The organism is Paenirhodobacter sp. YD-8 (assembly GCF_056590935.1).
The window spans coordinates 1,987,952-2,013,299 of the sequence record NZ_CM152649.1 but is presented as its reverse complement, the minus strand read 5'-3'; the positions used below and the strand labels follow the sequence as shown (position 1 = coordinate 2,013,299).

Annotated in this window: 24 protein-coding genes and 1 tRNA gene; 15 read left to right on the top strand and 10 right to left on the bottom strand. The window is 68.1% G+C overall.

Going from position 1 to position 25,348, the window contains the following annotated elements:
- Positions 1-9: 9 nt before the first annotated feature.
- On the bottom strand, positions 10-627 hold the full coding sequence (locus tag AC0QTQ_RS09765) for a YitT family protein (protein WP_121532376.1): 618 nt from the start codon (positions 625-627) through the stop codon (positions 10-12).
- Positions 628-1,044: 417 nt separating this feature from the next.
- Between AC0QTQ_RS09765 and AC0QTQ_RS09760 the strand changes: the two genes are divergently transcribed.
- Complete coding sequence (locus tag AC0QTQ_RS09760) at positions 1,045-1,281, top strand: hypothetical protein (protein ID WP_121532374.1); 237 nt, start codon at positions 1,045-1,047, stop codon at positions 1,279-1,281.
- A gap of 55 nt (positions 1,282-1,336) precedes the next feature.
- On the opposite strand, the gene AC0QTQ_RS09755 is transcribed toward AC0QTQ_RS09760, so the two are convergent.
- Genes AC0QTQ_RS09755 through AC0QTQ_RS09735 form a run of 5 tightly spaced genes read right to left on the bottom strand, consistent with a single transcriptional unit; the run spans position 1,337 to position 4,558 of the window.
- Positions 1,337-2,551 carry an NADP-dependent isocitrate dehydrogenase gene (locus tag AC0QTQ_RS09755; protein WP_121532372.1) on the bottom strand — a complete coding sequence of 405 codons (1,215 nt, stop codon included), beginning with the start codon at positions 2,549-2,551 and terminating at the stop codon, positions 1,337-1,339.
- A 60-nt stretch (positions 2,552-2,611) separates the two neighbouring features.
- Positions 2,612-3,043, bottom strand: coding sequence for a hypothetical protein (locus tag AC0QTQ_RS09750; RefSeq protein ID WP_480256410.1), 432 nt, complete (start codon positions 3,041-3,043; stop codon positions 2,612-2,614).
- Entirely contained in the window at positions 3,040-3,639 is a 600-nt protein-coding gene (locus tag AC0QTQ_RS09745) for an HD domain-containing protein (protein WP_480256409.1), read from the bottom strand. The genes AC0QTQ_RS09750 and AC0QTQ_RS09745 overlap by 4 nt, the downstream gene beginning before the upstream one ends.
- Positions 3,636-3,899, bottom strand: a complete 264-nt coding sequence (locus AC0QTQ_RS09740; protein ID WP_480256408.1) for a hypothetical protein — start codon at positions 3,897-3,899, stop codon at positions 3,636-3,638. Before AC0QTQ_RS09740 ends, AC0QTQ_RS09745 begins: the two co-directional genes overlap by 4 nt.
- Positions 3,899-4,558 (bottom strand): alpha/beta hydrolase, encoded by a 660-nt coding sequence (locus tag AC0QTQ_RS09735; RefSeq protein ID WP_121532364.1) that lies wholly within the window; start codon positions 4,556-4,558, stop codon positions 3,899-3,901. Before AC0QTQ_RS09735 ends, AC0QTQ_RS09740 begins: the two co-directional genes overlap by 1 nt.
- Positions 4,559-4,749: 191 nt before the next feature.
- On the opposite strand from AC0QTQ_RS09735, the gene iscR reads away from it, so the two are divergent.
- From iscR to AC0QTQ_RS09680, 11 genes are all read left to right on the top strand, one after another.
- Complete coding sequence (iscR, locus tag AC0QTQ_RS09730) at positions 4,750-5,208, top strand: Fe-S cluster assembly transcriptional regulator IscR (RefSeq protein ID WP_128147312.1); 459 nt, start codon at positions 4,750-4,752, stop codon at positions 5,206-5,208.
- A gap of 157 nt (positions 5,209-5,365) precedes the next feature.
- The gene (locus AC0QTQ_RS09725; RefSeq protein ID WP_480256407.1) at positions 5,366-6,442 is read left to right on the top strand and encodes a cysteine desulfurase family protein; all 1,077 of its coding nucleotides are present in this window, start codon (positions 5,366-5,368) and stop codon (positions 6,440-6,442) included.
- A 36-nt stretch (positions 6,443-6,478) separates the two neighbouring features.
- Positions 6,479-7,993: a Fe-S cluster assembly protein SufB gene (gene sufB / locus AC0QTQ_RS09720; RefSeq protein ID WP_480256406.1), complete on the top strand. Its 1,515-nt coding sequence runs from the start codon at positions 6,479-6,481 to the stop codon at positions 7,991-7,993.
- A gap of 105 nt (positions 7,994-8,098) precedes the next feature.
- Positions 8,099-8,632 carry a hypothetical protein gene (locus AC0QTQ_RS09715; RefSeq protein ID WP_480256405.1) on the top strand — a complete coding sequence of 178 codons (534 nt, stop codon included), beginning with the start codon at positions 8,099-8,101 and terminating at the stop codon, positions 8,630-8,632.
- Positions 8,633-8,663: 31 nt separating this feature from the next.
- A complete protein-coding gene (locus AC0QTQ_RS09710; RefSeq protein WP_480256404.1) occupies positions 8,664-9,269 on the top strand; it encodes a hypothetical protein in 606 nt (201 codons plus the stop codon).
- A gap of 30 nt (positions 9,270-9,299) precedes the next feature.
- Positions 9,300-10,070, top strand: coding sequence for a Fe-S cluster assembly ATPase SufC (gene sufC, locus AC0QTQ_RS09705; RefSeq protein ID WP_121532352.1), 771 nt, complete (start codon positions 9,300-9,302; stop codon positions 10,068-10,070).
- A complete protein-coding gene (locus AC0QTQ_RS09700) occupies positions 10,067-11,353 on the top strand; it encodes a SufB/SufD family protein (RefSeq protein ID WP_480256403.1) in 1,287 nt (428 codons plus the stop codon). The genes sufC and AC0QTQ_RS09700 overlap by 4 nt, the downstream gene beginning before the upstream one ends.
- Before the next feature lies 1 nt (position 11,354).
- Complete coding sequence (locus AC0QTQ_RS09695; protein ID WP_480256402.1) at positions 11,355-11,840, top strand: YIP1 family protein; 486 nt, start codon at positions 11,355-11,357, stop codon at positions 11,838-11,840.
- Between the two features lie 11 nt (positions 11,841-11,851).
- Complete coding sequence (locus tag AC0QTQ_RS09690) at positions 11,852-12,427, top strand: YIP1 family protein (RefSeq protein ID WP_147435465.1); 576 nt, start codon at positions 11,852-11,854, stop codon at positions 12,425-12,427.
- 11 nt (positions 12,428-12,438) lie between these two features.
- The gene (locus AC0QTQ_RS09685; RefSeq protein WP_480256401.1) at positions 12,439-13,659 is read left to right on the top strand and encodes a cysteine desulfurase; all 1,221 of its coding nucleotides are present in this window, start codon (positions 12,439-12,441) and stop codon (positions 13,657-13,659) included.
- Between the two features lie 84 nt (positions 13,660-13,743).
- Positions 13,744-13,820: transfer RNA gene (locus AC0QTQ_RS09680), tRNA-Arg, on the top strand.
- A gap of 633 nt (positions 13,821-14,453) precedes the next feature.
- Here AC0QTQ_RS09680 and AC0QTQ_RS09675 read toward each other — a convergent pair.
- A complete protein-coding gene (locus AC0QTQ_RS09675; protein WP_480256400.1) occupies positions 14,454-14,642 on the bottom strand; it encodes a heavy-metal-associated domain-containing protein in 189 nt (62 codons plus the stop codon).
- A 169-nt stretch (positions 14,643-14,811) separates the two neighbouring features.
- On the opposite strand from AC0QTQ_RS09675, the gene AC0QTQ_RS09670 reads away from it, so the two are divergent.
- Both AC0QTQ_RS09670 and cueR read left to right on the top strand, forming a co-directional pair.
- The gene (locus AC0QTQ_RS09670; protein WP_480256399.1) at positions 14,812-17,289 is read left to right on the top strand and encodes a heavy metal translocating P-type ATPase; all 2,478 of its coding nucleotides are present in this window, start codon (positions 14,812-14,814) and stop codon (positions 17,287-17,289) included.
- Positions 17,289-17,714, top strand: a complete 426-nt coding sequence (gene cueR, locus AC0QTQ_RS09665; protein ID WP_480256398.1) for a Cu(I)-responsive transcriptional regulator — start codon at positions 17,289-17,291, stop codon at positions 17,712-17,714. Before AC0QTQ_RS09670 ends, cueR begins: the two co-directional genes overlap by 1 nt.
- 315 nt (positions 17,715-18,029) lie before the next feature.
- On the opposite strand, the gene AC0QTQ_RS09660 is transcribed toward cueR, so the two are convergent.
- On the bottom strand, positions 18,030-18,719 hold the full coding sequence (locus AC0QTQ_RS09660; RefSeq protein WP_480256397.1) for a benzoate/H(+) symporter BenE family transporter: 690 nt from the start codon (positions 18,717-18,719) through the stop codon (positions 18,030-18,032).
- 112 nt (positions 18,720-18,831) lie between these two features.
- Between AC0QTQ_RS09660 and pdxR the strand changes: the two genes are divergently transcribed.
- On the top strand, positions 18,832-20,322 hold the full coding sequence (gene pdxR / locus AC0QTQ_RS09655) for a MocR-like pyridoxine biosynthesis transcription factor PdxR (protein WP_480256396.1): 1,491 nt from the start codon (positions 18,832-18,834) through the stop codon (positions 20,320-20,322).
- A gap of 70 nt (positions 20,323-20,392) precedes the next feature.
- On the opposite strand, the gene AC0QTQ_RS09650 is transcribed toward pdxR, so the two are convergent.
- Positions 20,393-23,164, bottom strand: a complete 2,772-nt coding sequence (locus AC0QTQ_RS09650; RefSeq protein ID WP_480256395.1) for a DUF2339 domain-containing protein — start codon at positions 23,162-23,164, stop codon at positions 20,393-20,395.
- A 113-nt stretch (positions 23,165-23,277) separates the two neighbouring features.
- A complete protein-coding gene (locus AC0QTQ_RS09645; protein ID WP_480256394.1) occupies positions 23,278-25,011 on the bottom strand; it encodes a histidine kinase N-terminal 7TM domain-containing protein in 1,734 nt (577 codons plus the stop codon).
- Positions 25,012-25,348 lie beyond the last annotated feature (337 nt).

Here is a 25,348-nt window from a genome sequence, read left to right as displayed (position 1 = left end):
GACGCATGATCAGTGTGCGATATAGCGGTCGCGGCGGTGGTTGATCAGGATGATGATGTTCAGCACCATCGCGCCAAGCAGCGACCACAGCACCTTGTCGAAGGGCAGAACGAAGGCCGCGAAGAGGAACACGCCGCAATCGAAGATCACCTGCGTCTTGCCCGCCTTGAAGCCGGTCTTGTCCTGCAGGTAGAGCGCCACGATGCCGACGCCGCCAAGGCTTGCGCCATGGCGGAACAGCATCAGCAGACCCGCGCCCGAGATCACCCCCGCCAGCACCGCCGCCGCCGCGATGTTCAGCCGGCTGAAGTCCAGAAGATGTGGCGCAAGCGTGGTGAAGCCCGACATCAGCGCGATCGCGGCAAAGGTCTTGAGCGTGAACTTCGCGCCCATGCGGCGGAAGGCGAGCCAGTAGAAGGGCAGGTTCAGGCAGAAGAACAGCGTGCCGAAGCCGATCCCGGTGACATAGCTCAGCACCAGCGACAGCCCCGCGATCTGCCCGGTGAACAGCCCCGCCGCATGCAGGAAACTGACCGACAGCGCGGTCAGCATCGTGCCGGAGACAAGTCCCTGCGCATCTTCGAGGGCGGTGTGACGGTCGGGGGCGGGCGAGGTGAGCAGCATCATGGCTGCGGTTCTCTCACGCGCGGCGCACTGCGGCAAGAGGGCGCAACTGTGGCCGATGCGCAACGCCCGTGTCCGCCAGGCCGCAACGCGGCGACTTTTGCCTTGGCGCGACTCGCGGTCGCAGGGCAGGGTGCCGCCATCCGGCAATTTCAGACGAGGAGGGCGGGTCATGACCAATTATGCATTCGCACTCCCCGCCGGTTGGCAGAACGCCACTCATGGCACCTCGGCACAGGCCTATTATTACCGACAGGCCTGACCTTCCTGCCCCGGGCGCTGCGGCGCCTTTTCTGAAACCCCCGACCGGATCCCCCTGACAGCCCGCGGCCGCGTTCGGCCCCGTCGCGTTCCGTCGTGTCCGGTCTTCCTTTCACACCCCAAGGAGGCCGGTGGCGCGTGCCGCCCCGGAACACGCAAATGACCAGGAACGATCCCGTTTCCACCCTCAGCCTGTCGCTGCTCGATGCGATCGTCGCCCGTCACGGGCTGCGGCGCGTCTTCCTTGCCCTGCTGGCCGCCGCGCTGCGCGGCGAGGGCGCACGGCGCACGAAAGCCCGGCTCGACATGCTCGACGATCACCTGCGGCGCGACGTCGGTCTGCCGCCGCGGGGGGCCTCGCCGCCGATGCCGGACTGGCAGAGACACATGTGGTGACATGAAAAGGGCCGGCGCAAGCGCCGGCCCTTCCCTCCCTGCGCGGTGGGCTTCTTCAGCCGACCAGCGCCTTGTTCAGGTATTCGTCCACCTTCTCGAGATAGCCCATGGTGGTGAGCCACTTCTGATCCGGGCCGACGAGCAGCGCGAGGTCCTTCGTCATGAAGCCGTCCTCGACGGTCTGCACGCAGACCTTCTCGAGGGTGGTGGCGAAGTTCATCAGCGCCGCGTTGTTGTCGAGCTTCGCGCGATGCTTCAGACCGCCGGTCCAGGCGAAGATCGAGGCGATCGAGTTCGTCGAGGTTTCCTTGCCGGCCTGGTGCTGGCGATAGTGACGGGTCACGGTGCCATGCGCCGCTTCCGCCTCGACCGTCTTCCCGTCGGGCGTCATCAGCACCGAGGTCATCAGGCCGAGCGAGCCGAAGCCCTGCGCCACGGTGTCCGACTGCACGTCGCCGTCGTAGTTCTTGCACGCCCAGATGTAGCCGCCCGACCACTTCAGCGCCGAGGCGACCATGTCGTCGATCAGGCGGTGCTCGTAATGGATGCCGGCCTTCTTGAACTCGGCCTCGAACTCTTCCTCGTAGACCTTCTGGAACAGATCCTTGAAGCGGCCGTCATAGGCCTTGAGGATGGTGTTCTTGGTCGACAGGTAGACCGGCCAGCCCTTGAGCAGGCCATAGTTCATCGACGAGCGGGCGAAGTCGATGATCGACTGGTCGAGGTTGTACATGCCCATGGCGACGCCGGCGCCGGGGGCGTCGAACACGTCATATTCCTGCACGGTGCCGTCTTCGCCCACGAATTTCATCGTGATCTTGCCCTTGCCGGGGAAGCGGAAGTCGGTGGCCTTGTACTGGTCGCCGAAGGCGTGACGGCCGACGACGATCGGCTGGGTCCAGCCGGGAACGAGACGCGGCACGTTCTTGCAGATGATCGGTTCGCGGAAGATCACGCCGCCGAGGATGTTGCGGATCGTGCCGTTCGGCGACTTCCACATCTTCTTCAGGCCGAATTCCTCGACGCGGGCCTCGTCCGGCGTGATGGTGGCGCATTTCACGCCCACGCCATACTGCTTGATCGCGTTCGCGGCGTCGATGGTGACCTGATCTTCGGTCGCGTCACGATGCTCGATACCGAGGTCGTAGTACTTCAGGTCGACGTCGAGATAGGGAAGGATCAGCTTCTTCTTGATGAAGTCCCAGATGATCCGGGTCATTTCATCGCCGTCGAGCTCGACGACGGGGTTCTCTACCTTGATCTTCGTCACAGGTGCCTCCTCGGTTGGATGACTCGTCGGCAGCGTCTTAGCCGATTTCCGGGGGCCTGACTAGTGCTGTATGCCTTGGTATACCGACTTTCGCCGCCGCATCCACAGAAGGATCGCCAGCGCGCTGCCGGGAAGCGCCGCGGCGGCGCTGAGCACCACGGCGGCCATCAGCGCCGCCTGTCCGTCCTCGCCCTCCGGCGTCGCGGCCAGCGCCCCGAGCAGGTTGACGATGAAGAGCGCGACCCAGGCGGTGGTGAGCAGATTCACGAAGCCCATGTAGGGCGCGCGATCCTCGGCGATGACACCGCACAGCGCGATCGCCACCAGCATCGGCAGGGCACGCAACACGAGGGCCGCAAGGGGAAAACTCTCGGGCGGGGTCCCGGGGGCGGGCAGGGCAAGGTGCACCGCAAGGGCACCGATCAGCCACGCCAGAACCGGCAGCGCGATCGCGGCGGCAAAACGGGCCACGATCGACGCCAGCGGGATCATCTGCCGCGATCCTCGAACCACGGCCGGATCCTCGCCTCGACCCAGCCCCAGACCCGCGGCAACCCGCGCGCGACCTTGCCGCCGACCCGGGTCTCGAGCTGTGGCCAGGTCACGTCGTATTCCAGCCACGACCCGCCGCCGCCCAGGTGATTGAGCAGCACCGGCTGCACCCGGTCGAGCGATTTCGCGAAGACCGCGGTCGGGGTCTCGTTCGCCTCGAACTCGGTCCAGATCGCGCGCAGCTCGGGGCCGAGATCGGCGGGCAGCAGGCCGAACAGCCGCTCGGCCGCCGCGGCCTCGGCCGCCTGCACCGCGGGCGCGTCATGCGCGGCGCCATTGCCCGAATGGATCGGCACATCGCCCACGTCGATCTCGACGAGGTCATGCAGCAGAAGCATGCGGATCGCGCGGTTCACATCGACGCCCGGCGCCGCCTGATCGGCCAGCACCAGCGCGTAAAGCGCAAGCGTCCAGCTGTGCTCGGCCGAGTTCTCGCGCCGGCTGTTGTCGGCGATCGGCGTCGCGCGGGTGACGGATTTCAGCTTTTCCGCCTCGAGCAGGAAGGCGAATTGCTGCGCAAGGCGGGCCTCGGTCAATGCCCGCCCTCCGCATCGCGCGGCGCGGAGGGGGCGGTTGCGCCCTCGCGCCAGGCCTTCAGCGCGTCGTTGAGGAAGGACTCTCCGCGTTGCGCCGAGAGCCGCAGCCGGCAGGAGGTCATGAAGGCCTCCTGCAGCGAGGGCGAGGAGGTGCCGATCACCTTCGCCACCTGCATGTAGAAGCGGTCGTCGTCGAGCTCCTTCATCGCCGCCATGGTCTTGGCGGCGAGGTCGTCGGCCAGCTCGTCGATCAGCGCCATCAGCGCGACCCCTCGGTCAGGCGGCGCCGGACATAGGTCTGCACATGGTCGATCATCGGCTTCATATGCGCCTCGTCGTCCTTGAAGAAGTGGTCGGCCCCCTCGATCTCCTCGTGCGAGATGGTGATTCCCTTCTGCTCGCGCAGCTTGCTGACCAGCGTGTGGGTGTCCTTCGGCGGCGCCACGCGGTCGGCGGTGCCGTTGATGATCAGACCCGAGGAGGGGCAGGGCGCAAGGAAGCTGAAATCATACATGTTCGCCGGCGGCGCGACCGAGACGAAACCGGTGATCTCGGGCCGGCGCATCAGCAGCTGCATGCCGATCCAGGCGCCGAAGCTGAAGCCCGCGACCCAGCAATGTTTCGAGTTCGGGTTCATCGCCTGCAGATAGTCGAGCGCCGAGGCGGCATCCGACAGCTCACCGATACCCTCGTCATATTCGCCCTGCGACCGGCCGACGCCGCGGAAGTTGAACCGCAGCACGGTGAAGCCGATCTTGTGGAAGGCATAGTGCAGGTTGTAGACGACGCGATTGTTCATCGTGCCGCCGAACTTCGGATCGGGGTGCAGGATGATCGCGATCGGCGCGTCCGGGATGGGTTGCGGATGGTAGCGGCCCTCGAGGCGACCTTCGGGACCGGGGAAAATGACTTCGGGCATCGTCTCTCGCCTGCTCATTCGCGTGCGCCCCGAGGGGGTGCGGCGGTGCGCGTTCTTGACGCTTTCGCTCGGACACCCTAGGACGAACGGGCCCGGCATCATGCCGGGGTTCGGGTGCTTTCGAGTTAAGCGGCCCAGGGCCCGGCGTCAATGCTTGGGCGGGGATTTCGCTGCGGCGCGGGAGGTGGAGGATGAAGCTTTCGACGAAAGGGCGCTACGCAATGGTGGCGCTGGTCGACCTGGCGACGGTGGGCGCCGGTCAGATGACATCTCTTGCCGAGATCTCGAAACGGCAGGACATCTCGCTGCCCTATCTCGAGCAGCTCTTCGTGCGGCTGCGCCGGGCGGGGCTTGTCACCTCGGTGCGCGGCCCGGGCGGCGGCTACAAGCTGGCGAAGGAGCCGAAGGACATCCGCATCTCCGACATCTTCGAGGCGGTGGACGAGACCGTCTCGGCGCTGCATGTCGGCGCCGGCGCCTCGGGCGGTATCTCGGGCTCGCGCGCGCAGTCGCTGTCGAACCGGCTGTGGGAAAGCCTGAGCGCGCAGGTCTTCGTCTTCCTGCACCAGACCTCGCTCGAGGATGTGGTGAAGAACGGGCTCAAGCCCTGCCCGGCGGTGCCGAGCCTGTTCTCGGTGGTGGACGAGTAATGCCCGAGGGCAGCACGGGCGGCACCTGCGGGACGCTCCGCGGGGAAGATTTGCGCCACGGAAAAGCCGCCGAGGCAGGTCTTGCGGCATCCTGGCTTTTCCTTGCCCAAACACTCCCGCCGGAGGCATCCTCGGCCGGGGCCGGGGGCACGGCCTGATGTCCCGCCTCTATCTCGACTGGAATGCCACGACGCCGCTGCGCCCCGAGGCGAAGGCGGCGATGGTCGCGGCGATGGAGGTGCCCGGCAACCCCTCGTCCGTGCACGGCGAGGGGCGGGCGGCGAAGGCGCTGATCGAGCGCGCGCGCGCGCAGGTCGCGGCGGCACTTGGCGCCGAGGGGCAGGACGTGATCTTCACCTCGGGCGCGACCGAGGCAGCCTCGCTGGCGCTTGCCGGGCGCGAGCTTGCCTGCGCCGGCGTCGAGCATGACGCGGTTCAGGCCTGGTGCGCGCCCACGCTGGCGGTCGACGGGCTGGGGCGCGTCAGCGTGCCCGACCCCGCGCAGGCGACGCTGCAGCTCGCCAATTCCGAGACCGGGGTGATCCAGACCCTGCCCGAGGGGCTGGCGGTCAGCGACCTGACCCAGGCCTTCGGCAAGATCCCCTTCGCCTTCAACTGGCTCGGGCTGACCGCCGGGATCGTCTCGGCGCACAAGCTGGGCGGGCCGAAGGGCATCGGCGCGCTCGTCGTGAAGCGCGGCACCGACATCGCGGCACAGCTGAAGGGCGGCGGGCAGGAAATGGGGCGCCGCGCCGGCACCGAGAACCTGATCGGCATCGCCGGTTTCGGCGCCGCCGCCGAGGCCGCGGCGCGCGATCTGGCGGCCGGCGTCTGGGACGAGGTCGCCGAAGTTAGAAATATTCTAAAGAATGCTCTGGAATACCCGACGAAAGAAGTCTATTTTCCGGGCTGGGAGATCGCTGAGGGTGGATCGGGGGCGCAGGGAGACGCGCCCGCGATCCTGCCCAACACGCTTTCGGTGATAAGCCCCGGCTGGAAGGGGGAAACGCAGGTGATGCGGATGGATCTGCTGGGCTACGCGGTTTCCGCGGGCTCGGCCTGTTCCTCGGGCAAGGTCCGCGCGAGCAAGGTGCTGCGCGCCATGGGCTGGCCGGAGGAGGCCTCCGCCTCGGCACTGCGGATCTCGCTTGGCCCCGGGATCGGACGGGACGAGGTTTTGCGCTTCGCCGAGGCATTCCTCGGGGCGCTTCGCAAACACCGCGCAAGGCGCTGAGACGTGCCCGGCGCAGACGCGGAAAGGAAGACGGCGTTGGAACAGGAACTTGAGATCCGCGAAGGCGTGGACCGCGAGACCATCGAGACGGTCCAGAACATGGGCTCCTACAAATACGGCTGGGAGACCGAGATCGAGATGGACTATGCCCCGAAGGGCATTTCCGAAGACATCGTGCGGCTGATCTCGAAGAAGAACGACGAACCCGAGTGGATGCTCGAATGGCGACTGGCCGCCTATCGTCGCTGGGTGACGATGGCGGAACCGCATTGGGCGCTGCTCGATGTGCCGAAGATCGACTTCCAGGATCTCTACTACTACGCCCGGCCGAAGAGCATGGAGAAGAAGCCGAAGTCCCTCGAGGAGGTCGACCCCAAGCTTCTGGCCACCTATGAGAAGCTCGGCATCCCGCTGAAGGAACAGCTGATCCTCGCGGGGGTCGAGGGCGCCGAGGACATGCCCGAGGGCGAGCGTCAGGTCGCCGTCGACGCGGTCTTCGATTCGGTCTCGGTCGGCACCACCTTCAAGGCGAAGCTTGCCGAGGCGGGGGTGATCTTCTGCTCGATCTCCGAGGCGATCAAGGACCACCCCGAGCTGGTGAAGAAGTACCTCGGCTCGGTCGTGCCGCAGACCGACAACTTCTATGCCACGCTGAACGCCGCGGTGTTCTCGGACGGCTCCTTCGTCTACATCCCGCCGGGCACCCGCTGCCCGATGGAGCTCAGCACCTATTTCCGCATCAACGCCGAGAACACCGGGCAGTTCGAGCGCACGCTGATCATCGCCGACCGCGGCGCCTATGTCAGCTATCTCGAGGGCTGCACCGCGCCGAAGCGCGACACCGCGCAGCTGCACGCGGCGGTGGTCGAGATCGTCATCCTCGAGGATGCCGAGGTGAAATATTCGACCGTGCAGAACTGGTTCCCCGGCGACGAGAACGGCAAGGGCGGGATCTACAACTTCGTCACCAAGCGCGCCGATTGCCGCGAGGCCCGGGCCAAGGTGATGTGGACCCAGGTCGAGACCGGCTCGGCGATCACCTGGAAATACCCGTCCTGCGTGCTGCGCGGCGACGACAGCCAGGGCGAGTTCTACTCGATCGCGATCGCCAACAACTATCAGCAGGCCGACACCGGCACGAAGATGGTGCATCTGGGCAAGAACACCCGCTCGCGCATCGTCTCGAAGGGGATCTCGGCCGGGCAGGCGCAGAACACCTATCGCGGCCTCGTCTCGATGCACCCGCGCGCCACGAACTCGCGCAATTACACGCAATGCGACAGCCTGCTGATCGGCGACAAGTGCGGCGCCCACACGGTGCCCTACATCGAGGTGAAGAACAACTCGAGCCGGGTCGAGCACGAGGCCACCACCTCGAAGGTCGACGACGATCAGCTCTTCTATTGCCGCGCCCGCGGCATGGACGAGGAAGAGGCCGTGGCGCTGGTGGTGAACGGCTTCTGCCGCGAGGTGCTGCAGGCGCTGCCGATGGAATTCGCGATGGAAGCGCAAAGCCTCGTCGCGATCAGCCTCGAAGGGTCGGTCGGGTGAGACACGCCGCCGCAGGTCACGCTTTTCCCGCTCGCTTGCCGCAATTCCGGCAAGATCGGGGTGTTGGGTTCCGTTCGGACGACAACACCCGGATGGGGGCGGCGCATGACCATTTCGACGGCATCCTTCAACGAACGGCTGAGCCGGATCGAACGGGAGCGCGCCCGTACCAAGGGCCGGGTCGTGCTGCATGTGGGCGCCGAGGAGGTCCTCGTGCGCTCGGTCGAGGAGTTCGCCGGGGTGCGGGCACCCGCGCCGCATGGCACGGTCTCGACGCTGGCCGTGGCGCTGTGCGTGACGCTTGGCGTGGTGTCCTATGCCGCCTCGGTGGCGCTGCGGGCGCGGTTCCTGTCGCTGCCCGAGGCCGGGCAGGTGCTGAGCGACCGCGCGATGCTGATCGGGGTCGGCTGCGGGCTGGTGCTGGCCGTGGCGCTTGGGCTGGTGTTGCGGTTGCGCGGCACGGGTCTTTGGGCGGCGCAGCTCTCGGGCGTGGTGCTGGCCGCGATGACGCTGCACAATCTGGCCTTCTGGGCGCCGGATCAGGCCAGGCTTGCCTTCACCTCCCGCTGGGTGGAGAGCACGCAGGCGGCGACCGCGCCGGCAAGCCTCATCTTCCGCGAGACGCTCTTCACCTTCTGAGCCCGCGCCGCCGGATCGGGGAGAGCGCGTGATGGCAAAGCCCGCGACACCCGCCCCCGTGCGCCCGGTCCTGACCCTGCCCGAGGCCGAGGCCGAGGCCGTGCGTGCGGCCTATGCGGCGGCCGAGGTCATTCTCGAATACGGCTCGGGCGGCTCGACGGCGCTTGCGGCCGAGATGCCGGGCAAGACGGTGTTCTCGGTCGAGAGCGACGCGAAATGGCTCGCGGGCATGCGTGCCTGGTTCGCCGCCACCCCGTCTGCGGGCCGGGTCGAGCTGCATCACGCGAAGATCGGCCCGACGAAGGAATGGGGCTATCCGAAGACCGAGCGGCAGTTCCGCGCCTGGCCGGGCTATGCGCTGTCGGTCTGGGACCGGCCCGATTTTCTCCACCCCGACGTGGTGCTGATCGACGGCCGCTTCCGCGCCGCCTGCTTCCTGACCACGCTCTTCCGCATCACCCGCCCGGTGACCATCCTGTGGGACGATTACGCCGGGCGCGAGCAGTATCACGCGATGGAGGCCTTCTGCCCGCTGGGCGGAATGGTCGGCCGGATGGCCGTCTTCAGCGCGGAACCCACCGTGATCGAGCCGGCGAATCTTGGCCAGATCATCGCCACCTACCTGCGCCCGCTGTGACCGGCGCCCGCCATCCGAAGGACGGAAAACATGCTTGAAATCAAAAACCTGCACGTCAAACTTGAAGAACAGGACAAGGTCATCCTGAAGGGCGTGAACCTGACGGTCGAAACGGGGAAGGTGCACGCGATCATGGGCCCGAACGGCTCGGGCAAGTCGACGCTCTCCTATGTGCTCTCGGGCCGCGACGGCTATGAGGTGACCGACGGCTCCGCGCTGCTCGACGGCGAGGAGCTGCTCGAGATGGAGCCCGAGGCGCGCGCCGCCGCGGGCCTGTTCCTGGCCTTCCAATACCCGGTCGAGATCCCGGGCGTGGGCAACATGACCTTCCTGCGCACCGCGGTGAACGCACAGCGCAAGGCGCGCGGGCAGGAGGAACTCTCGGCCGGCGAATTCCTCAAGGTCGTCCGCGAGAAGGCCAAGACGCTGAAGATCGACGCCGAGATGCTGAAGCGCCCGGTCAACGTCGGCTTCTCGGGCGGCGAGAAGAAGCGCAACGAGATCCTGCAGATGGCAATGCTGGAACCGACGATGTGCATCCTCGACGAGACCGACTCGGGCCTCGACGTCGACGCGATGCGGCTGGTGGCGGATGGGGTGAACGCGCTGCGCGACGGCAAGCGCTCGTTCCTCGTCATCACCCACTATCAGCGCCTGCTCGATCACATCAAGCCGGACGTGGTGCACATCATGGCCGACGGCCGCATCATCCAGACCGGCGGGCCCGAGCTCGCGCTCGTCGTCGAACAGAACGGCTATGCCGAGATCCTCAAGGCCCATGGCATCGCGGAGGCGGTGTGATGTCGGCGGTGGAGAAGGCGACGCCGCTCGATGCGCGGCTCGGGGCACTGACGATCCCGGCGGGCAGCTTCGCGGCCAAGGCGCGGCGCGCGGCACTTGAGCGGCTGACCGCCATGGGCCTGCCCGGGCGGCGCGACGAATATTGGCGCTGGACGAAGGCAGCCGAGCTGAGCGCGGCCGATCCGGTCGCCGCGGCGCCCTTCATGGTCGAGGAGACGCCCGTCTTCGACAGCTTCGACCGGCTGAAGATCGTGTTCCGCGACGGCGTTTTCGACGCCGCCGCCTCGGACCCGCTCGACCTCGAGGGGATCGAGATCACCCGCCTGGCCGAGGCGCCCGAACTGGGCTGGGCCGCGGGCTTTTACGGCAGCCTCGAGGAAGCCGGCCAGACCCCGGTGAAGCGCCCCTTCGCGGCGCTGAACACCGCGGCGGCGACCGATGGCGTGCTGATCCGCGTGACCGGCCGCCCCTCGAAGCCCGTCAGCCTGATTTACTTCCATGAATCAGACATTTCAGACCCGATCCTGCACAACTGCGTGAAGCTCGAGCCGGGCGCGGAACTGACCCTTCTGGAGAACGGGCCGGCCGGCGCGCGCTTCAACAAGGTGCTCGAGGTCGACGTCGCCGAGGGCGCGCGCTTCCATCATGTCCGCGCCCAGGGCCGCGACCATGACCGCCGCGCGATCACCCATATCTTCGCGCGCGTGGCCGAACGGGGCCTGTTCAAGAGCTTCACCCTCACCGCGAACGGCGTGCTGACGCGCAACGAATGCGTGATCACGCTCGCCGGCGACAACGCCGTGGCCCATGTCGCGGGCGCGGCGCTTGGCGATGGCGCGACCAGTGATTTCCACCACGACGACACCGTCTTCATCACCCATGACGCGCTGAACGGCGAAAGCCGGCAGGTGTTCAAGAAGGTGCTGAAACACGGCGCGGTCGGCGTGTTCCAGGGCAAGATCCTGGTCAAGCCCGGCGCGCAGAAGACCGACGGCTATCAGATCAGCCAGGCGCTGCTGCTGGACGACGACAGCCAGTTCCTCGGCAAACCGGAACTCGAGATCTATGCCGACGACGTCAAGTGCTCGCATGGTTCGACCACCGGCGCGCTCGACGAGACGGCGCTGTTCTACCTGCGCTCGCGCGGTGTGCCGGTCGAGGAGGCGAGGGCGCTGCTTGTGCTCTCCTTCCTCGCCGATGCGATCGACGAGATCGAGGACGCGGCGCTGAAGGACGAGATCGTCGCCCGGCTCGAGGCCTGGCTCGCGCGGCACCGGGGCTGAGATGGCGGCGGTCGACGACATCTTGCGCAGCTATCGCGCGCCACGCGCGGTGGTGCGCGGCCATCTGGCCCGCACCCGCTCCGAGCCGCGGGCGCTGACGCTGCTGCTGGCGGCGCTGGTGGTGATCTTCGTCGGCCAGTGGCCGCGGCTGTCGCGGCTGAGCTTCGAGCAGCCCGATCAGCCGATGGCGGTGCTGCTGGTCGGCACGGCGATCGCGCTTCTGGCGACCGTGCCGGCCTTCTATGCGCTCGCCGCGCTCGCCCATCTGGTGGCAAGGCTGCTCGGTGGCAAGGGCGGCTGGTATGGCGCGCGCATCGCGCTGTTCTGGGCACTGCTTGCCGTCTCGCCGCTGATGCTGCTGCAAGGGCTCGTGGCCGGGTTCCTCGGGCAGGGTGTGCAGCTGAGCCTGATCTCGGGGCTTGTCTTCGTGGCCTTCCTGGCGATCTGGGGCGCAGGGATGCGCGTCGCGGAATTCGAGGCCCGGTGATGGCGCGTCCGATGCTGACGACCCTTGTGCTGCGCTCGCTGCAGGCCCCGCGCGAGGTGGCGCGCTTCCTGATCGCGCTCGATCTGCCGATGTCGGCGCGGTTCACCGCGCTTGGCGCGGTGATGGCGCTGTCGGCGGCGCTCGGCACCGCGGCCGAGCTGCTCTTTTCCTTCGTCACCAAGGTCGACCTCGGCCCGCCCACCAACCCGCTGCCGATGGCGCTGGTGCAGGGCGCGCTGATGCTCTACGCCGCCGGCGCTATGGCGTTCTTCGGCCGGCAGTTCGGCGGCACCGGCCGCTTTGCCGATGCGCTGATCCTCGTCGTCTGGATCGAGTTCCTGCTGATCCTCGGTCAGGTCGCGCAGATCCTGGTGATGGTGTTCTTCCCGCTCGTCTCGGTGCTCGGCACGCTCGCTCTGATCGGGATGCTGTTCTGGCTGCTGACGCAGTTCACCGCCGCGCTGCATGGCTTTGACACCCTGTTCAAGGTCGCCTTCGGGGTGATCGCGGTGTTCTTCGGCTCGGCGATGCTGTTCGGCATGCTGCTGCTCTCGTTCGGGATCGTGCCGGTCCCGACACCCCTTTGAAAGGACCGCCGATGTATGACGTGAACCGCATCCGGGCCGACTTCCCGATCCTCGCACGCGAGGTGAACGGCCGCCCGCTCGTCTATCTCGACAACGGCGCCTCGGCGCAGAAGCCGCGCTGCGTGATCGACGCGATGACGCAGTTCTACGAACAGGATTATGCGAACGTTCACCGCGGCTTGCATTACCTTTCGAATGTGGCGACCGAGAAATACGAAAGCGTCCGCGGCACCGTCGCGCGCTTTCTGAGCGCGCCCTCTGAAGAGGAAATCGTGTTCACCACCGGCTCGACCGAGGCGATCAACCTCGTCTCCTATGCCTGGGCCGCGCCGCGGCTGCAGCCGGGCGACGAGATCGTGCTGTCGATCCTCGAACACCACGCCAACATCGTGCCCTGGCACTTCCTGCGCGAACGCCAGGGGGTGGTGCTGAAATGGGTGGAGATCGAGGCCGACGGCAGCCTCGACCCCGAGAAGGTGATCGCCGCAATCGGGCCGAAGACCCGGCTCGTCGCCGTCACCCACATGTCGAACGTTCTGGGCACCCGGGTCGATGTGAAGGCGATCTGCGCCGGCGCCCATGCGAAGGGCGTGCCGGTGCTGGTCGACGGCTCGCAAGGCGCGGTGCATGCGCCGGTCGACGTCGCCGACATCGGCTGCGATTTCTATGCGATCACCGGACACAAGCTTTACGGGCCAAGCGGTTCCGGGGCGATCTTCATCCGCCGCGAGCGGATGGAGGAGATGCGGCCCTTCCTGGGCGGCGGTGACATGATCGACACCGTGACCCGCGATGCCGTGACCTATGCGAAGCCGCCGCTGCGCTTCGAGGCGGGCACCCCCGGCATCGTGCAGCAGGTCGGCCTCGGCGTCGCGCTGAATTACCTGATGGATCTCGGCATGGAGAATGTCGCGGCGCATGAGGCGGCCTTGCGCGACTATGCGACGGCGAAGCTCTCGGGGCTGAACTGGCTCAACATCCAGGGCACGGCGCCGGACAAGGGTGCGATCTTCTCGATGACCCTGAACGGGCCGGCGCATCCGCATGACATCTCGACGATTCTCGACAAGCGCGGGGTGGCGGTGCGGGCCGGCACGCATTGCGCGATGCCGCTGCTCACCAGCCTTGGCCTGACTGCGACCGCGCGCGCCTCCTTCGGGCTTTACAACACCCGCGAGGAGGTTGACGCGCTGGTCTCCGCGCTCGAGCTCTGCCACGAGCTGCTGAGCTGAGCTTCGGCGCGGCGCGGAACTTGTCCGCGCCGCGCGATTGCCCGTTGCAGGCCCCGCGGCAATCGGCTATCCAGCACGGGCGCGGCACCCGTAGCTCAGCTGGATAGAGCGCTGCCCTCCGAAGGCAGAGGCCACAGGTTCGAATCCTGTCGGGTGCACCAATCAACTCAGCATCTCATGTTGACGTTGCCCCGCAAACTTCCCAACACTATCTGTGACTCGCAACGGTTTCCCATCCTTGTTGGTCATCGGTCTCTTTTCCCGGCAGGCGATCGGCTGGTCGATGCAAAGCCGGCAAGGGACAGGTGTCCTCCTGCAAGCCGTCCTCCGCCCGGATCAGAGCAGTCCGTTCACCCGCATGGGCTGGGCGGTCGCGCCCATGCTCTCGCGCATTCGACGAGCCGCGGTGAGACCTGTCATGACAATGCGGGCGCCGGGAGGTTCTTCGACGTGCTCACGCGCGAACGGATCAGGCGCAGCCCCCGCCGGACGCGCGGAAAGGCAAGGCAGGCCGTGCTCGATCAGATCGAGATGTCTGCAACCCGAAGCGCAGGCGCGCGAGAAACGGGATGCCGGCGCCCGTGCAGGCCGAACGGCAGCGATGATGGGGCCCGACAGCCTCTCGGAAGCGCCGGGCGTTTCAAGATGCGTGGTGCAAGTCCTCGCAAGACAGCCGCGGTCGGTTGCGGTCTTCCCGTCGATCCGCGGATCGGCAGGAAGACCCCGGGCCGGCGTGCGGTCTGCCGGCCATGATATCCGGCAACCGGCCTTCCGCAGCCACGATCGGAGCCGGGTCAGGCGGGCTCGAAACCCGCAGCGGTCAGCGCCGCGACCAGCGCCGCGCGCGGGGCGTCGGTCTTGACCTCGACCTTGCGCGAAGGCGGATCGGCCTGAACCTCGGCCGCCGGATCGACCGACTGGATCGCCCGGGTCACGCCGCGCGCACACCCGCCGCAGGTCATCGTTTCGATATGGAATTGCATGGTGCTCTCCTTTCGGGACTGCAGATCATGCCCTGACAGATAGGGCTTCCCACCATGGCAAGGTCAAGTCTTCGCTCGAAGGTCATCGAAAATTCTGCTCCCCCTTGACCTTGCCATGGTGGGAACCCCTATCTGGAACAGCGGACCGAATTCATCGAAGGATGCCGCCATGACGAAACCCGCTTCTTTTCATGACCTTCATCGCGAGAAAGTCACGCTCGACATCGAGGGCATGACCTGCGCCTCCTGTGTGCTCCGGGTCGAAAAGGCGCTGAAGGCCGCGCCCGGGGTCGAAGACGCTGCGGTCAACCTCGCCACCGAACGGGCCGAGGTCACCGGCAGCGGGATCGACCGTGCGGCGCTTGCGAGGGCAGTCGCGGCGGTGGGCTACGGCGTGCGCGCGCAAACGATCGAGCTCGAGGTCGAGGGGATGACCTGCGCCTCTTGTGTGGGGCGGGTCGAGCGCGCCCTCGGCGCCGTGCCCGGCGTCACATCGGCCAGCGTCAATCTTGCCACGGAGCACGCCCAGGTCAGCGGCACCGCAGCGGCCGAGGCGCTGATCCGGGCGATCGAGGCGGCGGGCTATGAGGCGCATGTCGCCGCGGAAGGCGGTGCCGCCACCGCAGCGACCGTGGCCCGCAAGGCCGAAGAAGAGGCCGGCCTCAAGCGCAAGCTGATCCTCGCAGCCGCGCTGACGCTGCCGATCTTCGTGATCGAGATGGGCGCGCATCTGTTCGCCCCGGTTCATGCGCTGGTGATGGCGGTGCTCGGGCAGCAGGCGAACTGGCTGCTGCAGGCGATCCTCACCACGGCGGTGATGATCGGGCCGGGCCGGGAGTTCTATCGCAAGGGCGTGCCCGTTCTGCTGAAGGGGGCGCCTGACATGAACAGTCTCGTCGCGGTCGGCACGCTCGCGGCCTGGGGCTATTCGCTGGTGGCGACCTTCGCGCCGGGCCTGCTGCCGCCAGGCACGGTGAACGTCTATTACGAGGCCGCCGCCGTGATCGTCACACTGATCCTGTTCGGGCGCTGGATGGAAGTGCGCGCCAAGGGCCGGACCTCGCAGGCGATCCAGCGTCTCGTGGGTCTGCAGCCGCGCACGGCCCGGGTGCGGCGCGACGGCAGGCTGCGCGAGATCGAGGTGGCCGAGCTGCGCGCGGGTGACGAGATCGAGCTGCGCCCCGGCGAGCGGGTGCCCACCGACGGCGAGGTCACCGAAGGCGCAAGCTGGATCGACGAGAGCATGATCACCGGCGAGCCGCTGCCGGTCGAGAAGCGCGCGGGCAGCGCGGTCACCGGCGGCACGGTGAACCAGACCGGCGCGCTGGTCTTTCGCGCGACGGCGGTGGGGCAGGCCACGATGCTCGCCCAGATCATCCGCATGGTCGAAGAGGCGCAGGGCGGCAAGCTGCCGATCCAGGGGCTGGTCGACCGGGTCACGCTGTGGTTCGTGCCGGCGGTGATGGGGCTTGCCGCGCTCACCTTCCTTGCCTGGCTGATCTTCGGGCCAAGCCCGGCGCTGAGCTTCGCGCTGGTCAACGCGGTGGCGGTGCTGATCATCGCCTGCCCCTGTGCGATGGGGCTGGCCACGCCGACCTCGATCATGGTCGGCACCGGGCGCGGCGCCGATCTGGGCATCCTGTTCCGGCGGGGCGACGCGCTGCAGGGCCTGCAGGAGGTGCGCGTGGTCGCGCTCGACAAGACCGGCACACTGACCGAGGGCCGCCCGCAGCTGACCGATCTGAGCCTCGCACCCGGGTTCGACCGCGCCACCGTGCTGGCCGCAGTCGCGGCAGTCGAGGCGAAATCCGAACACCCGATCGCCCGCGCGCTGGTGCAGGCGGCCGAGGCCGAAGGCCTGGATCTGCCGCAAATCCGTGATTTTGTCTCGCAGACCGGGCAGGGCGTTTCGGCACAGACCGAGGCGGGGCGGATCGCGGTCGGCGCCGACCGGTTCATGCTGAGCCTCGGGCTGCAGATCGGCCCCCTGTCGGCGAATGCGCAGGCGCTGGCCGAGGCGGGCAAGACCCCGCTTTATGCCGCGCTTGGCGACCGGGTGGCCGCGGTGCTCGCGGTGGCCGACCCGGTCAAGGCGACGACGCCCGCGGCAATCGCCGCCCTGCACGCGCTCGGTCTGAGGGTGGCGATGATCACCGGCGACAATGCCCGCACGGCCGAGGCCATCGCCCGCCAGCTCGGCATCGACGAGGTCGTGGCCGAGGTGCTGCCCGAGGGCAAGGTGCAGGCCGTCGAACGGCTGAAGGCGGCGGGCAAGCTCGCCTTCGTCGGCGACGGCATCAACGACGCGCCGGCGCTGGCCGCGGCGGATGTCGGCATCGCGGTCGGCACCGGCACCGACATCGCGATCGAGGCCGCCGATGTCGTGCTGATGTCGGGCCGCCTCACCGTGGTGCCCGAGGCGATCGCGCTCTCGCGCGCGACGATGGCGAACATCCGCCAGAACCTGTTCTGGGCCTTCGCCTATAACACCGCGCTGATCCCGCTCGCGGCGGGCGCGCTCTGGCCCGCCTTCGGCATCCTGCTCTCGCCGGTCTTCGCGGCCGGGGCGATGGCGATGTCCTCGGTCTTCGTGCTCGGCAATGCGCTTAGGCTGAAACGGTTTGCTCCCATGAAAGGAACTGCTTGATGAACATCGGCGAAGCGGCCAGCGCCTCGGGGGTCTCGGCCAAGATGATCCGCTATTATGAGTCGATCGGATTGATCCCGGCGGCGGCACGCACCGGCGCGGGCTATCGCAGCTATGGCGATCGCGACGTGCAGATCCTGCGCTTCGTGCGCCGCGCGCGCGATCTGGGGTTCCCGGTGGCCACGATTGCAGAGCTGCTGGCGCTGTGGAGCGACCGTGACCGGCACAGCGCGGATGTCAAACGCCTCGCGCTCGAGCAGGTCAGCACACTGGAACGCAGGATTGCCGAGATGCAGGCAATGGCCGACACCCTGAGCCATCTTGCCGACGCCTGTTGCGGCGACAACCGCCCGGATTGCCCGATCCTCGAAGACCTCGGCGGCAGCGCCCCGTCCCATGCCCCTCAGGACGCGATGGCCCGCTAGGCACGATGCGGTTCACGGCATGGCGTGCAGGCGTCACCTGACATGCTTCTGCCGCGTTCCGCCCCCCCGGCCGCGCAGCGCCTCAACGCCGGGATGGTTCGACAGGAGTGCTGTCGGGACCACCGTGACCTTCGGCCGTGAAACTGCCTCGGCAATTGCCGAGCGGCCCATGCGCTCCGCACAGCGGATCGAGGTCAGCGGGCCCGACACCGGTGTCCCGGTGCCCTCACTTCGCTGCGTTCTCGCCAATGACCGCATCGGCGCGCGCGCGACGCGGCAGGCGGCCGTTCAGCACGCCGTAGACGACAAGACCGATCACCAGCCCCCAAAATCACCGCCGACGCCCAGCAGCGCATTGAGGGAGAAGTCCGGCATCGAGAACACCGGCGCGGCGAAGCTGAGCTCAAGCCCCGACAGCTCGACACGGTCCTCGATCAGAAGGAAGGCGAAGCCGAGAACGAGGATGCCCACCACGGCATAGCGCGCGGAAAAGCGTTTCAGCAGGACATAGGTGACGATCAGCAGCCCGACCAGAACGGGGTCGACGCTCGCACCGCCGAAGGCGCCGATGCCGAATTGCAGCAGGATGCCGGCAAGCAGGCCCGACGCGAGACCGGCCGGGATCAGGCGGATGACCTTCTCGAAATAGCCCGACAGGCCCAGCAGCACGAACGCCAGCGCCGAGATCATGTAGGCCCCGACCGCTTCCGCATAGGGCGTCGTCGCCAGCGCCGTGACAAGAAAGGCCGCCGCCGGGGTCGACCAGGCGGTGATGATCGGCTCGCGATAGCGCAGGCTGAGGATCAGTCCCGTCAGCCCCACGCCGATCGAGACGGACCAGACCCACGATGCCGTCAGCTCCGGGCCGAGGCCCGCGACCTTCGCGGCCTGGAAGACGAGGATGAAGGTGCCACCATAGTTGACGATGACCGAGATCAGGCCCGCGACGACGGGATGGGCGAGATCGGTCAGACGGATGGGGGAGGACGAGGAAGAGGGCGGCATAGGCTTGGATGGGCTCCTGAATTGCGGCGCGAGGCCGATGGCGTCAGCCTTGACATCTAGCGGATCAATGGCCTGATGTTCCCCGCCACTTTTCTCATGATGAGCAGTCCATTTGTTCAAGCATTCCCAACTCGAGTCGGTGAAGGCGTGGCTCGCCCATCCCGCGCATGCGGCGATGCCGCTTCATGCGCGGATCCAGCGGGCGATCCGGCAACTGATCCTCGACGGTGCGCTTGGCCCGGGAAAGCCGCTGCCGGCCTCGCGCGCACTTGCCGGATCGCTCGGCGTCTCGCGCGACACGGTCGAGACCGCTTACACGCAGCTTCATGCCGAGGGCTTCATCGACCGGCGCGTCGGAAGCGGCAGTTTCGTCGCACAGATGACGGAGTTCGCGCCCGGTCGACGGCTCTCGCCGCGTGACGCGCTTTTGCGCGACCGGGCGCCGAACCTGAGCACGCGCGGAAACGCCATGTTCCGCAGTGGCGGCGTGCGCGAGCTCCTGTGCCCCCGGCCGTTCGCGCCGGGCGTGCCCGAAACGCGCAGCTTCCCGCTGCGGCTGTGGGAACGTCTCGAACGGCAGGTGTTGAAGGAAACCGGAACGCAGGCGCTGCTTCACGGCGATCCGCAAGGAACCGAACCGCTGAGGCGGGCCATCGCCGACTACGTGAATCTCGAACGCGGAGCGCGCGCCACCGCCGAGCGCGTGCTCATCCTCACAAGCTCGCAGCAGGCGATGGCCCTGTGTGCCAACATGCTGCTTGATCCGGGCGATCGGATCTTCATCGAGGACCCCGCCTATCACGGCGCGCGCAAGGCATTCGATGCGGCGGGGCTGGAATGCCTGCCGGTGCGCGTCGATCGCCAGGGGGTCGTGGTCGAGCAGATCCTGACCGAAGCCCGCAAGGCCAAGGCCGTCTTCCTGACCCCCTCGCACCAGTTCCCGACCGGCGCGACGCTGGCGCTCGACCGTCGCCTTGCCCTCATCGACTGGGCGGTCCGCCATCAGGCGTGGATCATCGAAGACGATTACGACAGCGAATTCCACTATGCGGGCAAGCCGACCGCCTGCGTGCAAGGGCTCGATCCGCATGACCGCACCATCTATATCGGCACCTTCACCAAATCGCTCTTTCCCGGCCTGCGGATCGGCTATGCCGTCCTGCCGCCTCAGCTCGTCACGCCGATGACCGTGGCGCGCACGCTGCTTGACGGGCACACGGCGCAGATCGCGCAACTGACGCTGGCGCGGTTCATCGACGGCGGGCATTTCGGAGCCCATGTGCGCGCCATGCGCGGCGTCTATGCCGAACGGCTTGAGGTGCTCGCGACCCTTGTCCGCAGGCACCTTTCCGATCTTGTCGCGCCGCGCGTTCCGACGGGCGGCCTGCAAATGCCCTGCGTTCTGACCTGCGATCTCTCCGAGCGCACCGCCATCGATGCCGCGCGGGCCGTCGGCATCGAACTGCTCGGGCTATCGGCCCTTCATGCAGCCGGCGACGGCAAGGCGGGCTTCCTGATGGGGTTCGCGGCCTACACACCGGCCGAGATCGAGAGCGCGGTCAAGAAACTGGCGCAGGCGCTTCGCGGTGTGGCGGGGTCTTAGCGTGCACCGAAGCGACGGCGGGGAGCGTGCAGACCGCGAACGCCCCCCGCCATCCTGTGACGATGGGCCGTCAGGGCGCGTCCGGTGGCGGCACCTCGGGGCCGGTCGCGCGCCAATGCGCGTCGATCTGCCGGTTCAGCCAGGCCAGCCCGGTGAGCGCAAGGCCCAGCCCGACAAAGGAGGCGACCCGGGTCAGCCCAGACAGCCCCGCCATGTCGAGCAGGAACACCTTGGCGATGGTCAGTGCCACCCCCGCCATCGCGATCCGGCGCAGCGTGAGCGAGCGGCGCGGCACGGCGGCAACCAGCAGCGCGAGCGAGGCTGCGAGCAGCGCGACCGTGTAGCTGTAAAGCTCGCCATCCGACGGGCCCGGCAGCGACAGGTCCGCCCCGCGCCACAGCCGCCGGATCTCGAGCCAGCCCCAGATCAGGGTGGCAAGCCCCGCACCGCCGGCAAGGCCCGGGCGCAAGAGGCGGGCGCCGGGCCGCCCCGGCGCGCCGAGGAAGACCGCCGCCACCGCCAGCGTCGCGGCGAGCGGCCAGAAGGCGAGCGCAAGGCTGTCGAGCAGCGGCGGGCCAAGCACCGGATCGCCGCCCCAGTCCAGCATGTCGACAAGATCGCGCGCCAGCGCGAGAAGCGCGACCAGTGCGGCAAGCCCGCTCAGCGCGGCAATGACGCCGCGCAGCCGGCGGATCGCCCGGCCACTGCTCGGCAGCCGCCAGATCTGCCCGAAGGCCGCACCGCACCAGATCGCCGCGGACAGCCCTTCGAACCAATGGGTGTGGGTGTCGCGGTCGGGGATCAGCCGCGCGATGGTCAGCATGACGAACAGCGCAACCGTGGTCATCAGCGCCGATTCCGCCACCGCGCGCAGGCCCGCCCGCTCGGGACGGGCGAGGCGGCGCGCCGCCTCGAAAGCGGCGATCGGGCCGAGGTGGCTGAGCGCGAAGGCAGGCCAGCTCGCACTGTAAAGGCTCCAGGCGAAGCCCGGATCGGCCAGCAGCCGATAGCCGATGACGGCAACGCCAAGCTGCGCGATCCAGCCCATCAGCGGCAGCCGGAAGCGGCGGTCGGTCAGCGCCGCCAGCACGACCAGCAGCGCCAGCCCCAGCGTCAGCGCCGCCTTGGTGAGCAGGATGAAGAAGGCGAGCGCGATCAGCAGCACTGCCGCCGCGGCGAAAAGGCCAAGGTCGCGGGGCAGGGCCTCGCCGCCCATCCGGGCGCGGCGCTCGGCGAACAGCACCATCAGCGCCGCCATCGCGATCACCACGAGCGACCACGGGCCCGGGCCGAGGAAAAGCCCCGGCGCCCAGAAGAACTCGAGCGCGAAGATCGTCGCGGTGCCGAGTTTCGCCGCTCCGAAGGCCCAGAGCCTCGGATCGGCCTCGCCGCTTGCCCGGGCATGGCGCAGCCGCGCGAAGGCAAGGGCCGAAAGCGCCGCGCCGGCAAGCGCCAGCGCCCAGAGCGTCGGCGGGTGCGGGATCTCTTCGCCGGGCGCGGCATTCAGCGCGGCGAAGAGCCCGCCGAGCAGCGGGCCGCCGTGCATCGGCTCGATCATCAGGGCAAGCAGGAAGGCCAGCGCCGGAAGCACGGCCAGCGCATCAAGCGCCGGGGCGCGGTGGAGCCACAGGCTGGCCGCCGCGAACAGCCCGACGAGAAGCGCGAAACCGAGGGCGGACTCGGCCGGCGTTCCGGCGCCCGCGACGATCATCAGCCCGGCAAGGGTGGCGATCGCCGCGCCGGCAGCGGCGATCAGCGTCGGCACCTCGGGCCGCGGGCCGCGGAAGAGAGCGGTGACGGGTGCGCCGGCGTGGCGCGGGGTCAGGTGACGCTCGGGGAAGGTCAGCGCGGCAAAGCCCAGCACCAGCGCCGCCCCGGCAAGGCCCGGCGCGAAGGGGACCGAGCCCCAGAGCAGCACGAGGCCGAAACTCGCGACGCCAAGCGCAAGCGCCGAGACCCAGCCCCAGCGGCGGAAGCTGTCGATCGCCAGTCCGGCCACGCCCACCAGCGGGAAATAGCCATAGAAGAGCCGCGCGCTGTCGGAACCGCCGCCCAGCAGGAAGGGCGCGGCCCCCGCTCCGATCAGCCCGATCGCCGACAGCACCGGCCCGTAGAACCACCCCATCAGCACCGTCGCCCCCGAGATCAGCGCCAGCCCCGCAAGGGCCACGCCGGGGCCGATCAGCCCGTAAAGCGCATGCGCCGCGGCCATCGCGATGAACATCACCACCGCGCCCGCGCCTGACAGCGTCGAGGGCAGGGCGCGGGTTGCCGGCGTCGCGACATCGCCGCTGCGGCGCCGGATCGCCTCGCCGCCCGCGATCAGGGCAAGTCCGAGGACCAGCCCGCCAAGGACGCGCAGGGGCGGCGTCAGCAGCCCCTTCTCGACGCCATATTGCACCATGAAGAGCCCGCCGAGGATCAGCGAGAGCGCGGCGATGGCCAGCGTCCAGTTCGCGCGCAGCCAGGCGGCGAGCGGAGCAAGCGCGCCGGGCTCGCGCTCGGGCATCGGGTGCGGCGTCGGTGCGGCGTCCGGCAGGACGGGCAGCGGCGGCGGCAGGGCACGCGGGGGCGCCTCCGGCGCGACCTCGTCGGAGGGGGCCGACTCGGGCGTGACGGGCGCGGGCTTGGCGGGGGGCTGCGGGGCGGCCATGCCGGCCGTGACTGCCATGTCCGGCTGCGGAGCCGGCGCCCCGGCTTTCAGCGCGGCGAGATCTTCCTCGAGCCGCCGCACCCGGCTGCGCAACGCGGGCACGAGAAACAGCAGCACCGGCAGGCCGATCACGACCATCACGCCATAGGCGATCCCGAAAATGACGAGAAGAAACTCGAAACCGTCCATGCGCAACTCCAATACCGGTCCCCAAGACTACCGGGCCGCGCCGGCCGGAGCAATCATCCGGGCGGCACGCGGGGGCCTTGACGCGGCAGAGGGCCCTCCCGGCGGGGCAGCGGTCACGCGCCGGCCGGCACCGCAGCGACCTCGGGCGCCGCCTGCGGCGCGAACGGGATATCGATGTGGAAGGTGGTGCCGTGGCCAAGGCGGCTTTCATAGCAGATCGCGCCACCCATCCTCTCGATCAGGATCTTGGCGATGTGCATGCCCAGCCCCGAGCCGCCCGAGGCCTTGGCGGCACTGCTCTCGACCTGATTGAAGCGCCCGAAGACCTGGTCTTCCTTGTTCTCGGGAATGCCGATGCCGCTGTCCCGGATCGAGACCCGCAGCATCGTCTCGCCCCGCCGGGTCGAGCACTCGACCCGCCCGCCCTCGGGCGAGAACTTGACGGCATTCGAGATCACGTTGCCGACCACCTGCTTCAGCCGGTCGGGATCGACGCGCAGTTGCCGGTTCACCGGCTCCGAGACCATGACCAGGCGCACGTCCGCCTCGGTCGCATAGGCCTCGTATTCCTCGATCACGTCATGCAGGAAGGCATCGGCGTCCAGGTCGCGCAGCTCGAGCGTGATCGTGCTGAGATCGAGCTTTTGCAGGTCGAGCACGTCGTCGACCAGCTTCATCAGCCGCAGGCTGTTGCGCTGCGCGATGGTCAGCAGGTTGCGCAGCGGCTCGTTCAGCTCGCCGGTGGCGCCGTGAAGCGCCAGATCGAGCCCGCCCTTGATCGAGGTCAGCGGCGTGCGCAGTTCGTGGCTGATCATCGCGAGGAACTGCGATTTCGCATGGTTGGCGGCCTTGGCATGGGCCAGCGCCTCGCGCAGTGCCTCGGCCGCGTGCTCGCGTTCGGTGATGTCGACCAGCGAGACCGACCAGCCCAGCAGCGAGGTCTTGGTCTGGATCGGGCTGTCGATCGGGCGGATGCGCGGCTCGAAGATCCGGCCGCGGAGGCGGATCGGGTCGGTGCTGTCGAACACGCCCGTCTCGATGAAGGACTGCAGGAACGGCCCGATCCTTTCCAGCCGCTCGATGCTCTCGCCGTGCTTCAGCATCTTCTTGTTGAAGAGCGCCCGCGCGGCGGGATTGGCGCTGGCAAAGCGGCCGGCGGCGTCGATGATGATGACCGGGTCCTGGATCACGTAGAACAGCAGGTTGCGCCCCTGCGCCGCGGTGTCCATCATCGTGTTGTTCAGCAGCAGCCAGCTGAGCGCGATGAGCGAGACCGCGAACAGGAACGGGGTCGGATCGAAGCCGAAGACGGTGACCTCCCACAGCACATAGGCGAGATTGCCGGCAAGCGGGGCGGAGGTGACGACGATCAGCACGCTCAGGAAGGGGCGGATGATCCGCTTCGCCATGACGAGCGCATAGACGAGCACGCCGAGGGCGCTGCTGACGAAGATGTAGAGCCCGGCGGCGACGGTGAAGAAGAGCGGGCCGTGATCGAAATAGACGAAGCTGCGCCCGTCCTCCGTCACCAGCCGGGTGCCGGTGCCATAGAGCAGATGGGTCTGGCTGTTGGTCAGCGCGATCAGGCTGACGAGGCTCGGCAGCCCGATATAGAGCAGAAGGCGGATCGGCCGGCGGCGCCGGCTCGCGTTCATCGTGTAATCGAAGACGAAGAAGGTCCAGGCGATCGGCAGCAGCGTGATCCCGGGCCAGGCGGCAAGCGACCAGCCGACCTTGCAGCTTTCCCCCGGTGAGGCGAGATCCATGGTGACCGTGAACAACCACCACAGCATCGCGAGGAAGGTCAGCACGAAGGCCGGCTGCCCGGCGAAGCGGTTGTTCCGCATGACCGAAGCCAAGATCAGCGCACAGACCGCCCACAACGCGGCAGCGGTGGCGGAGGCCAGGGAGAATTCCAGATTGGTCAGGCAGGGCATGGTCTAGCGTGACAACCTTGAGTTGCGCGGCGGGCAGTGCAGGGGCGAGAGCATGTCGAGGTTTCTTCGGAGTGAGATCGGCGGCCACCCAAGTCGCTCTGAACAACCTGATCGTGATGTCGTTGGGTCAGCTTCCCGACGCTACAGTGCGAAGGTTTTGAAAACAAGGCGGAAAGACCGGCAATGGTGGCGGGAGCGTCCGGCGGGGATGGTGCGGCGGCGGGAGCCCAGGCGTCCCACCGGCCTA